The organism is Wolbachia endosymbiont of Onchocerca ochengi (assembly GCF_000306885.1).
GTDB lineage: Bacteria > Pseudomonadota > Alphaproteobacteria > Rickettsiales > Anaplasmataceae > Wolbachia.
Map to the genome: position 1 here is coordinate 916,070 of NC_018267.1, position 12,363 is coordinate 928,432.

Genomic DNA, 12,363 nt, shown 5'->3' on the forward strand with positions numbered 1-12,363 from the left:
TATATACTGTCGTTGAATATCATTCATAACATAGTATCTCCGCAGGATCTTGCGCAGCTGCCTGTAATGCAGGAGCAATTGTTGCTAAAAATGACAAGAATAGTGCAAGTACAGAAATATTCACTACGTCTTGAGGAATTAATATTACTGGCAAACTTGAAAAAAAGTATATCATAGGGTCGAGCAGTTTAATATTAGTAATATTTTCTAAAAATACTCTAATATTTTCAATGTTAAGAGAAAAAACAATACCCGTAATACACCCGAGGCAAGTTCCTGCAAGACCAATAAGTAGACCACAAGTACAAAATATACGTATAATACTTCCACTTGTTGCCCCAAACGTTCGCATAATTGCAATTGCGAATTTCTTTTCTTGCACTATTATCATTAAATTTGAAACAATATTGAATGCCGCTACAATTATAATCAAAGTAAGAATTAAAAACATTACATTCCTTTCAGTTTTTAAAGCATGAAAATAGTTGCTATGTTGTAACTGCCAACTTTCAGCTTTCATTCCTGTTTTTTTTTCTATAGCACTTGCTAATTCACTCACCCTAGCAGTGTCGTCCACAAATACTTCTATATTTCTCACGCTATCTTTATAATTAAAAAAAGCCTGTGCTGATTTTATGGGCATATATATTAAAGTACTATCATACTCGAACATACCCATATCAAATATTGCTACAACCTCATATTCTTTCACTTTCGGCATTACACCAAATAATGCATCAAATCCTTCAGGCGATATAAGCACAATTTTATCGCCATAATTAATGTTTAAAGCTTCTACTAATCGAGCTCCTACTATTACCCCTTTATCAAATTCTCTCACATTACCCACAATTATATTATCTGTAATAGTAGTATTATAAAATAAGTCTTTAGTTGACATGCTTCGTACTATGCTACTTGCAATTCTATCATTTGCCGCAACAATAACTTGATCATTGGTCATAGGAATTGCTTTTAATACACCTGGAATTTTCTCGATAGATTTCGATACTGCACGATAATCTGAATTTACGTTTCTATCGAAATAAACATTAATATGACCATCAATACCAAGTATTAAGTCAAGTAACTTTACCTTAAATCCATTCATCACAGACATCACCACTATTAGTGTTGCAACTCCAAGAGCAATGCCAACAATAGAAAACAAAGTCGTTATAGAGCAAAACTTAGCATTTTTCGCCTGCAAATAGCGAATAGCCATAGTAACTTCAAAGGTAATGGACATTATAAAACATTTTGAAATTAAGCATTATATCCCTAAAATATCACACAATTATAAACCTTTCTTTACTTAAAAACTAGAGATTTTTACCTTCCTAGATTTAGAAAACTCTCTACTTAAAAAAGCCAACTACCTAAGTAGAAAGCTTATACTTCTATTTTTAATCTTATGAGAAACTTTACTTAGAATCTTTATTACATAATCTTTTGCTATAATATATCCTGTCATCTAAATTATCATGCCTAACCCCTGATAGGACCATCATATAATATTCTATTCATTTCATAGTGACGAAATTATTTAGAAATATAGCTTAACAAATTTATAAAAAGATTCTTTATAAATAAGGAAAACTTTTACCCACTAAAATTACACTACAAAATTTCCATTCCTCAATTTCTTTAGTCATGATTTAGAGCATCTTGCTGTTTCATAAATTTTATCTAATAAATTTTTAATCTCACCTATATAGCGCTTTGCTTTAAACACAAACACGCTAAAACTCCAGTAACAACTATTACTAAACTCATTCAGGTTTCTCTATAGAATTCTCTTCACTATATAGTACTTCTCCACTTTAATTATAAACTACATCGATACAGCTATATTCACAACCAAATTCAATAAAGCTTCACCTCAAAAAGGACCATAAAGTCAGTCTTATAAACTATCTAAGATGTTTTTTGAGCAGAAAGCATAAAAATTACTTTAATCTGAAGGCAGAACCAACATTATTTTATTTCCATTGTAGAAAAGTACAGCAATTATACTGTTCAACTTTTACTAGTTTAAAATTACTTCATATTCTGCAACACATATAACTCATTCATCACAACAACTTATACCCATATATTTATAGCAATTATAGGCAACACACAGCTAGTTTCCTAGTTTTAAAACAAAGTGTTCTAAAACAGAGTATTATAGCTAAATATTTTCTGAAACTACTTTGGCTTATGGCTTATACAAAGGCCAAAATATACTACCACCACATAGTGTTATAGAATACATTTAGTTAAGATATTAACTAAGTAACTAACACTTTATGCTAAGGATAAAATACATACAAGCTCTTGCCGTAAAACGATTAAAGTAGAAAGTGGGTAATATTAACTTAAGTAATCACAAACTAGTACGTATGTGGTTTATCGTCTTGCCCTTGCTGTGAATTTCTCCTATTTTGCTCTTTCCTAATGTAAACATTGCTGCCCTTCTGATTTCTAAACTCAGCTATCCTTTTATCAATTTCATTTTGCGATTTCTTTCTATTTAAGCTTTGCTCCTCAGACTTATTTATATCTTCACTACTATTATTTACTCTCTCTTCTAAGCCTTTTTCAACAAATAGCTTCCTAACATTAAGCTCTTTCCACGTTCCTATAATCTTTTCATCATCTTTATCCCTTAATTCTTCCCTTTTTCCAACTCCAATAACGCTAAAGTCTTTCATGAATTCTTTCCAGTACTCACGTAATTGACAATTCCACATAGTCAGGTAAGCATCACCATACTTTTTTTTATTTGCTACAAACAATAAAATTGGAGCTTTTAACATAGTAGTTCCTATATTTACCAAGTTCTTCACCATTATTGCAGTAGTAAATAAAAAATAACCACAAGATTTCGCAATTAAATTTTGTCTTCTTATTAGATGCTCAGCTAACTTCATAGGAATGAAAGCTAACAACTTAGCACAAATCTTAGCTAGGCCTGCAATAAAGACAACAGAAACAGATATAAGACTCTTATCTAGCTCAAGGTTATTACCTTGAGCTCTAATTTCAAAAAAACTAGTGCTTAATTTTTTATAATCACTAGTATATAACAATTCTCCGTTTCTTCCTTTTTCATCAATGAACTCTTGAACTTTACCTTCTTTACTTTTTTTCTTTTTAGTCAGTACAGAAGAATTAATTAACTTAAGTAAACTAGTGTCAATCTCAAAAACTGGTAAATGTCCTGCAAGATCAAATTTTTTAAACTTAAATGGCTCATAAAACCCACGATAATCGTCATTACAATCATGTTTGTCTCTATTAACCTTACCTTTATCAACTAAAAATTCAATAGTAAAATAACTTTTACCGTCCCTTGTTTTAAAAGGTTCTCCTTTTTCATCTGATAAAACAGAAATTAAATTATATTTATATCCACCATAACGAAGCTTATACATATTCTTATTATTATCTTCACCTTTTTCGATTTTACCAAACCTGACAATATGATCATAATTCTCTGGATATCGACACTTTCGCCCGTCTTTGTACACCATCACCTTTCTGAGGTCTTTGACGTAAACTTGAGATTCAGATGGAGCAAATAGATCTTTTATCTTTAGTACAAGATTTGTTCCTACTTTCTTTAATACCTCCAACATATTATTAAACTAAGATCACTATAAGCACTATAGTTCAATAATAAAACCAACACGTTAATAACATATTAACATAAAGTTGACGATCTTATAAAAAAATATGCCTGTAAAAGAAAAAAATTGTAAAAGCAAGGACTATATAAGTGACGCTCGATAAGTACTTTATGCATGTAATTACAAAAAACTTTATAGGTATGCTGTGTATATAATCTTCGCATACTACCTGTATTCCAAGAACTGCATGCCAAAAAATATAAAATAGTAATATAACAAAAAACAAAAGTTCTAGAGGATGATCAATAGCCTGAAGTAATTTTTCATTAAAAGGTAAAGAAGCATTTGCATAAAATACATAAAAACCCAAATAGATAAACCAGGGGAATAAAAGTAGCAAAACCACTGCAGAAACACGCTGTACCCACCAATAATGTACTGAATTTCTAAACTGATTCATATAAACATAAATAAAAAAGCCATAGTAAAAAGAAGCAACATTACCGTCAGTAGTATAGCACTTTTCGAAACATCAGTAATTCTTAAGTTAAACCCAACATCCCATAATAAATGACGAATACCATTAAAAGAATGATATAGGAAACCTATAAAACATAAAACGTAAGCTAATTTAGCAATAGGAGTAGATAACAATACATTTAAGTACTTTACTATAAACAGTTTAGGAAAATAAACATGTAATATAAAATACCAAGAAAGCATTACTAACAAAAGAAATAGCAAGATACCAGTTAATCTATGTATAATAGAGAAAAGATTAGTAATTTGTATTTTATATATTTGTAGATGTGGAGAAAGAGGCCTATCACTCATAAAATCTCATACCAAGAAATTAGAATAGGAAGATCAAAACAAAGAAGAAGTAAAGACAGCAGTATAGTGCATAATAGCACTACCATTAAAAGCAGTGAGCTATGCACAAAGCCTAAGGAGGTAATCCAGCTGCAGATTCCCCTACTGCTACCTTGTTACGACTTCACCCCAGTCACTGATCCCACTTTAAATAACTCCTTCCTTACGGTTAGGTCATTAGCTTCGAGTGAAACCAATTCCCATGGCGTGACGGGCAGTGTGTACAAGACCCGAGAACGTATTCACCGTGGCATGCTGATCCACGATTACTAGCGATTCCAACTTCATACACTCGAGTTGCAGAGTGCAATCCGAACTGAGATGGCTTTTAAGGGATTAGCTTAGCCTCACGACTTTGCAGCCCATTGTAGCCACCATTGTAGCACGTGTGTAGCCCACTCCATAAGGGCCATGATGACTTGACGTCATCCCCACCTTCCTCCAGTTTATCACTGGCAGTTTCCTTAAAGTCCCCAGCATTACCTGATGGTAACTAAGGATGAGGGTTACGCTCGTTGCGGGACTTAACCTAACATCTCACGACACGAGCTGACGACAGCCATGCAACACCTGTGTGAAACCCGGCCGAACCGACTCTATCCCTTCGAATAGATATAATTTCCATGTCAAGGAGTGGTAAGGTTTTTCGCGTTGCATCGAATTAAACCACATGCTCCACCGCTTGTGCGGGTCCCCGTCAATTCCTTTGAGTTTTAATCTTGCGACCGTAGTCCCCAGGCGGAATGTTTAACGCGTTAGCTGTAACACAGAAAGTAATCTCCCCATATTTAACATTCATCGTTTACAGCGTGGACTACCAGGGTATCTAATCCTGTTTGCTCCCCACGCTTTCGCACCTCAGCGTCAGATTTGAACCAGATAGACGCCTTCGCCACTGGTGTTCCTCCTAATATTTACGAATTTCACCTCTACACTAGGAATTCCTCTATCCTCTTTCAACCTCTAGATCAGCAGTTTTAAAAGCAATTCCAAAGTTAAGCTTTGGAATTTCACTTTTAACTTACTAACCAGCCTACGTGCTCTTTACGCCCAATAATTCCGAATAACGCTAGCCCTCTCCGTATTACCGCGGCTGCTGGCACGGAGTTAGCCAGGACTTCTTCTGTGAGTACCGTCATTATCTTCCTCACTGAAAGAGCTTTACAACCCAAAGGCCTTCTTCACTCACGCGGCATGGCTGGATCAAGCTTTCGCCCATTGTCCAATATTCCCCACTGCTGCCTCCCGTAGGAGTCTGGACCGTATCTCAGTTCCAGTGTGGCTGACCATCCTCTCAGATCAGCTATAGATCATAGCCTTGGCAGGCCATTACCCTACCAACTAGCTAATCTAATATAGGCTCATCTAATAGCAATAAATCTTTCCCCCGTAGGGCGTATACGGTATTAGTTGTCGTTTCCAGCAATTGTTCCGTACTACTAGGTAGATTCCTATACATTACTCACCCGTCTGCCACTAAGTTATACTATAGCAAGCTATACCATAACTCCGTTCGACTTGCATGTGTTAGGCCTGCCGCCAGCGTTCATTCTGAGCCAGGATCAAACTCTCAAATTTAAACTTCAACCTATAAAAGGTTGAGGGTATATCGGATAAAATCCGATAAAGAATAATTTAGCTTTATACTGCTGTCTTTATTTCTACTTTAGAAATATTTTTTAATCTTCAACTATTCAAACAACTTTAAAAATATTATTATATGATATAATCATAGTGTCAATATGTTTTTGCAAATCAAAAGCATTAATATATAAATATACACTTACTAAGAGTACTACTATGAAGAAATACATCCTTTTACTTACATTAATACCATTTCTAGTTATTATCATATTGTACTCATTATATAATATTGATAGCACAAAACAATCTACAATCGCAGGCAATAAGTTTTATAAAGTATTGTTTTCCAAAAAAGATATAAAGTTATTAGAGGAAATAGGCTCAAGTTGGAAGTGTTTAGCAAATTTCGAGAGCGCATTTAACCATATCTCAAATTTAACACCAACAGATGCAGCATCTATTTACAACGATATGGCAGACAATCAAGATATTCCTAATGTTCTGCGTGAATTAGCACAATATTTAGAAGTAATGAGTTTATTTCACAATAATGAAAAAATAAATGAAGATAAAATTAATAATTTAGAATCAAGTATAGTGTACCCTTATTCAAGTCAAGAAGCCATTGCTATAATAAAAATACATAATAATGACATCAAAGGCGCAGTTAAAATATTACACTCATTATTAAATGACAGAAAATGCCCTACTCTAATAAAAGCTAACGCACAAGAATTACTTCGGATATATGAAAGTTAAAAGACTGCTTTTGTACATGGCAGAAATGGAAGAAGCTATTTAATAAACTTCACTAGTTCCTCTTAATTATGGTACTAAGTACTCAATTACCTTTAATCTGTGCAGATTAAAAGACGAAAGCATTACGTAGTTGAATTCTCATGTTTAATTTTTATGCTATGTGTTTCATGTTCTCTTTTTTATCTAGTAAATTTTTTAAAAAATTATAACTAAATGTTAGTTGTATTAAGAATGCAGCTGAGTCGCAGTTTTAAAATAGACATTAACCAAAGTCTCTCTTACCTTTTTCTTACTTTGCCAAAAGGCCATCAATGTTTGTAGCTAAAATAACGAAAAAGCGACTAAATTACCCTTACCTTTACCTCTTTACAAATTAATGCTTAAAACTCCATCAACAACTAAGCCAATCTTCTATGTAATCTAAGATTTTTATTCTTTCTCAACAAGACATAAAAAGCTCCTTTACCACCATGTTTTTTTGTAGCTTGTTGACAGTATAGAACCATATGCTGAATTTTAGTATCATTTAACCACTTACTTAAATTATTTTTTATAATATCTGTTTTACCTACCGTATTCCCTTGTCCTGTAATTATTAACAAACACCTACTCCCTACTTGATAACTTTTAATAATAAAACCCACTAATCTATAGTAAGCATCCTCTATACTATAGCCATGTAGGTCAAGTTTATCACTTATGAAACATTTTCCTTTATCAACTTTTAACTTTGTGTTGTAGTCAAGACAAAATGGCAAGTTACCATTATCAATATTAAGAAAATTTTCTTGTAAGTAAGATGCATCTTTACTGACTATAGATTTTATATTTACTTTATGATCAACTCTTAAAGTCACTTTTTCAGACCTTATTGGTTTAACGTTTTTTTGCCAATTTAACTCATTATTTAACATAAATACACTATAATCATATCTTACAACTTTACAATAATACCTAAGCATAATAAAATATTACTTATTTTACAGGAATACGATTCCCAACAGTGCAATGAAATCATTAAAAGTTAATGAAAGTTTTTGGCTGTATGGAAAGCACACTTGCATGTCAGCACTAAAGAATAAAAATAGGCAGTGTATAAAACTATTAATAACAGAAAGTTTTTATAAGGAACATGAAAAAGAAATTAGGCAATGTGTAGATAATAAGGGCATTAAATTCCAATTAGTAGAAAATGAAATATTTAACAAAATTTTACCAAAAAGTGCTAATCACCAAGGAATTTCTTTAAAAGTTGTTCCTATTCTTCACAGCTTAAGCATTGAAAAAATAACTAAAAACTCAAGCGAAATTTCCACTATAGTTATTTTAGATCAAGTCACTGACACACATAATATAGGGTCAATTTTAAGAACATCAGCTTGTTTTAATGTTGATGCAGCAATTTTATCTCATAACTATTCACCAAGCGAAAATGCATCTATTGCAAAAGCAGCAAGTGGAGCATTAGATATTATCCCGCTAATATACATTACAAACATAGTAAAAACTATGGAGCATTTAAAAAAGGTCGGCTACTGGTGTTATGGGTTTGATAGCAATGCTAAAGAGCATATAAATGAAATAAAAAGATTTTGGGAAAAAAGAGTAGTTATTTTTGGCTCTGAAGAGAAAGGAATGCGGAGACTAGTTAAAGAAAATTGTGACTATCTTTTAAAAATCCCAATGTCAAATGCAATTGATAGCTTAAATGTTTCAAATGCAGCAGCAATAGTATTATACTCTATATACAGTAAAACACCGCATATAATAATAAAGTGATTTTTTTGCTTGATAAAGATACAGTTTCGTACTACAATAATACTAAGGAATAAAAAGGAGTCATATTTATGTCTTACATGAGAAACGAGCGAGGTGTTTGCTCTCAAGGTATTTATTATAGCGCTGGACTTAGGAGTTACCTAACTAAAGTATATAATTACATGGCTCTAGCTTTAGGTATCACTGGACTTATTGCGTTTTTGACGGTGTTTTCTGGTCTTTTTCAGGTAATTTATTCCAGTCCAGTTCTGTCACTTATAGTAACGCTTTCTCCAGTTGCACTAGTATTTTATATGTCTTTTAGGCTTCAATATCTGAGCTCTCAGTCTACAGTTACTGTATTTCTCTTATTCTCAGTCTTAATGGGGCTTTCCTTATCCCATATCTTCATAGTTTATATAGCAAAAAATATAGCAAGAGCATTTTTTATTACATCGTTTATGTTTGGCTCCATGGCTTTATATGGTAATACTACAAGAAAAGATCTGACTAGCATGGGTTCTTTTCTAATTATGGGAATCTGGGGATTAATCATTGCGTCCATAGTTAATTCATTTCTTGAAAGCAGTTCTCTCTATTTTGCAATATCGTTCATATCAGTAATAATTTTTACTCTAATTACTGCATACGATGCTCAAAGGATAAAAGATATCTATTATAGGTACAATGATGGATCAGAACTCGCAGCCACTAAACTAGCTATACTTGGTGCAACTAATCTTTATTTCGACTTTATCAATATCTTCCTCAATTTACTTAGGTTACTTAACTTATTTAATAATAGAGACTAGATGTTTTCCTTCTTAAGAGGAAATAGTAAAGGTTCTATAGCTTTTTTTTTGATATCCTTAGTGGTATTAATGCTATGTCTTACATACATTTCGGTACCACTATATAGTACCTTTTGTAAAGTTACCGGGTATGGCGGCACAACGAGAAAAGTAATCAACACAACAGCAAATATAACTAATCAAAAAATTAGAGTCTATTTTAACGCTGATATAATGCCAGATTTATTATGGAAATTTTACCCAGAAACTAGCTACATTGATGTGAACATAGGAGAACAAAATTTAGCTTTCTATTACGCAAAAAATTTATCTGATCAGCTTTCGTTTGGAATGGCAGTATACAACGTCACACCTTTTAAAGCAGGTAAGTATTTTAACAAAGTTGCATGCTTTTGCTTTGAAGAACAAACGCTATTGCCGAAACAAAAAGCAGCCATGCCAGTTTCCTTTTACATAGACCCTGAGATCATGCATGATAATAGCACAAAAGATTTAAGTGAAATAACACTATCATATACGTTTTTCAAGCTTAAATAGTAGAAAATGGGAGAAAGGCTGTAAATATCTTCATGTTTCCAAGTACATATATGAGTCGTAAACGCAGCAAAAAAAACTTTTTTAATTAACTAAACACTACTGCAACATTTGCAATAGCAATCCAGACAACATTTATGCATGTGATAAGTGCGTCAGCAACCTTCTACTATTCAAAGTATCAAGATTAGTTTTTTCTTATAATGAACGTAGTAAAGATATGATTATAAATCATAAAATTTGTGTTAAATAATGAAATATCAGCCAAAATAATAAGAAAAAATATGTATATCAAGAAATCAGGCTATGTGTGTTTAGTAATCTTCTTTTCGTAGTATTTGAGTACTTAGAATAAAGTAAATTATTTAAGAATTAGAACTTTAAGAATCTAGAAAAAAACTGCAATCACTATATAACAATTAATTATACCAAAATCTTCTATGCAGTATGTAGCATTGCTCTCTATAGCAGAATTTTCTAGAAACAGCCTATTTCAACATAACTAAACAAAAAAAGACAGATGCTACTTCAATCAATACATTAATATAACTCAAGACTATCCAAAATAGAATAATTGCAAACAGGAATAAAAACAATCCAAATATAACTGATAACCGCAAAAACTGCTGATATTCTATGCAATCTACTTAACTTTACCCAGTAAAAAAAGTTGAACTAGATGTGCAGGTAATTATATAAACGAGCTAGGAAAATTTTTCATCCGTAGTACAAATACTTATCAGTAATAACAATAATAACCATCATTAAGCTGAACAACAATAGAAATATTTCAGTAATAAACATAATTGAATATAAGACCTGCAAACGTTAGTAACTTTCTATAGATCTATTTTCTAAAACAAAAGATATTACACTATATTATAAACTTTTGCTAAAACTTTCTTTATATCATCATTCGAAAGCGGAATCAGACCAAGCCTAGATAAGTACTCATTCTTAGCACTGATTGAATCTATCACTTCTCTAATGAACTCTTTTAATCCATCAGTGATATTTAAGTGCTCTTTTTTTATGTAGATATACAAAGGCCTTGCTAATATATATTTTCCTGACGATATATTTTCATAAGTTGGTTCAATTCCTGCAATTGTGCTCCCTTGTACTTTATCTTGGTTCCTCACTAAAAAGCTAAAACTAAATATCCCTAAGGCATTTCTATTACTTTTCAATTTTTGAATTATTATATTTTCATTACTTCCAACTTCTATGTATCTTCCATCATCTCTTATACTACTGCATGCTTTCTTTCTTTCTTCTGGATCCTTATAGCTCTCTTTAAAAACTCTTGAATTCATGCATGAGTATTGATCAAGCATAACGAAATTAATCAAAGTATTGTACGTACCTGTATTTTGATGTGGACCATAAATTTCAATTTCTGTTTTTGGTAAAACATGATTTATATCAAACCAAAACTTCTTATTATTTCTAACCAGTTTACCATTTTCTTCGGAATACGCGGATAAAGTTTCGAACAAATCTTTTTTTGTAAAATCAAACTTATAACTTTGATTCGAATTTGCAATTACAACTCCGTCATATCCAATAATGATTTCTACCACTTCATTAACCTTATTTCTTTTACATAACTCCCTCTCCGCCTCCTTTATAGGACGAGATGAAGCAGCGATATCTGGCGTGTTCTTTCCTACACCTGAACAAAACATCTTGAATCCTTGGCCACTTCCTATCGACTCTACAACTGGAGTTCTAAAAGAAAATACACGACTGAAGTCTTCAGCTATAAATGAGATAAAAGGAAAAACTGTCGAAGATCCAACAATTCTAACATATTTTCTTGCATCAACATTTGATAGCGGCATAAACACTACAAATATAAAAATTAAGAGAAAGCTCCTAGACATTATTTTTCATTAAAGATATAAATCTATAATTATTATAACAAAAGATCAAATTAAAAAATTCTAATTAAGGTACAAACTATTTACCATAAAAATAGATTATTATAATAATAATTAATTTTTATAACTACTTTACTTTCTTCTTTTTTTTATTACTAACTTTACCTTTTGCTACAGTACTCCCTATCAACAAGTTCTACCACCGCCATTGAAGCACAATCACCCTTTCGGGTGTTAAACTTTATTATTCTAGAATACCCACCTTTACGATCTTGATAACGGCTAGCTAAAGCCAGTAATTTATCAACTGCTAACTTATTATTATGAAGGCGCGAAAGTAAAAGCCTTCTGCCATATAAAGTATTTTTATTCTTAGCAATTGTAATAAATTTTTCCACATATGGGCGAAGCTCCTTAGCCTTCGGCAAAGTAGTTATAATCTGCTCATGGTTTATTAAGGAAATAGAAAGGTTCTTCAGCATCGATAATCTGTGCTTAGTTCGACGAGAGAGTTTACGCTTTTTTATTCTATGTTTCATATATCAT

At 32.1% G+C, this 12,363-nt stretch carries 10 protein-coding genes, 1 rRNA gene and 1 pseudogene; 4 read left to right on the top strand and 8 right to left on the bottom strand.

All coding sequences use genetic code 11. The features are described 5' to 3' along the window. Positions 1-19 precede the first annotated feature (19 nt). The 5 genes from WOO_RS03380 to WOO_RS03400 all read right to left on the bottom strand — a co-directional run bounded on the left by WOO_RS03380 (position 20) and on the right by WOO_RS03400 (position 6,065). Positions 20-1,249, bottom strand: a complete 1,230-nt coding sequence (locus WOO_RS03380; RefSeq protein WP_014869272.1) for a lipoprotein-releasing ABC transporter permease subunit — start codon at positions 1,247-1,249, stop codon at positions 20-22. Between the two features lie 1,126 nt (positions 1,250-2,375). Further along, entirely contained in the window at positions 2,376-3,623 is a 1,248-nt protein-coding gene (locus tag WOO_RS03385) for a hypothetical protein (RefSeq protein WP_014869273.1), read from the bottom strand. A gap of 85 nt (positions 3,624-3,708) precedes the next feature. Then, complete coding sequence (gene sdhD / locus WOO_RS03390) at positions 3,709-4,074, bottom strand: succinate dehydrogenase, hydrophobic membrane anchor protein (protein ID WP_014869274.1); 366 nt, start codon at positions 4,072-4,074, stop codon at positions 3,709-3,711. Beyond that, the gene (gene sdhC, locus WOO_RS03395) at positions 4,071-4,448 is read right to left on the bottom strand and encodes a succinate dehydrogenase, cytochrome b556 subunit (protein WP_014869275.1); all 378 of its coding nucleotides are present in this window, start codon (positions 4,446-4,448) and stop codon (positions 4,071-4,073) included. Before sdhC ends, sdhD begins: the two co-directional genes overlap by 4 nt. Positions 4,449-4,561: 113 nt before the next feature. Continuing rightward, positions 4,562-6,065, bottom strand: a 16S ribosomal RNA gene (locus WOO_RS03400). A 156-nt stretch (positions 6,066-6,221) separates the two neighbouring features. On the opposite strand from WOO_RS03400, the gene WOO_RS03405 reads away from it, so the two are divergent. Further along, positions 6,222-6,830 (top strand): hypothetical protein, encoded by a 609-nt coding sequence (locus WOO_RS03405; RefSeq protein WP_044135442.1) that lies wholly within the window; start codon positions 6,222-6,224, stop codon positions 6,828-6,830. A gap of 398 nt (positions 6,831-7,228) precedes the next feature. Here WOO_RS03405 and WOO_RS03410 read toward each other — a convergent pair whose 3' ends face one another. After that, entirely contained in the window at positions 7,229-7,744 is a 516-nt protein-coding gene (locus tag WOO_RS03410; RefSeq protein ID WP_025264189.1) for a Smr/MutS family protein, read from the bottom strand. A gap of 94 nt (positions 7,745-7,838) precedes the next feature. On the opposite strand from WOO_RS03410, the gene rlmB reads away from it, so the two are divergent. The 3 genes from rlmB (at position 7,839) to WOO_RS03425 (ending at position 9,937) form a co-directional block, all read left to right on the top strand. Continuing rightward, a complete protein-coding gene (gene rlmB, locus WOO_RS03415) occupies positions 7,839-8,609 on the top strand; it encodes a 23S rRNA (guanosine(2251)-2'-O)-methyltransferase RlmB (RefSeq protein WP_014869278.1) in 771 nt (256 codons plus the stop codon). Between the two features lie 68 nt (positions 8,610-8,677). Beyond that, a complete protein-coding gene (locus WOO_RS03420; protein ID WP_014869279.1) occupies positions 8,678-9,400 on the top strand; it encodes a Bax inhibitor-1/YccA family protein in 723 nt (240 codons plus the stop codon). After that, positions 9,401-9,937 (top strand): cytochrome c oxidase assembly protein, encoded by a 537-nt coding sequence (locus tag WOO_RS03425; protein ID WP_014869280.1) that lies wholly within the window; start codon positions 9,401-9,403, stop codon positions 9,935-9,937. It begins immediately after the preceding gene. Positions 9,938-10,803: 866 nt separating this feature from the next. Here WOO_RS03425 and WOO_RS03430 read toward each other — a convergent pair. Further along, complete coding sequence (locus tag WOO_RS03430) at positions 10,804-11,820, bottom strand: substrate-binding domain-containing protein (RefSeq protein ID WP_014869281.1); 1,017 nt, start codon at positions 11,818-11,820, stop codon at positions 10,804-10,806. A gap of 124 nt (positions 11,821-11,944) precedes the next feature. After that, positions 11,945-12,356 (bottom strand): annotated as a pseudogene (gene rplQ / locus WOO_RS03435) (50S ribosomal protein L17). Positions 12,357-12,363 lie beyond the last annotated feature (7 nt).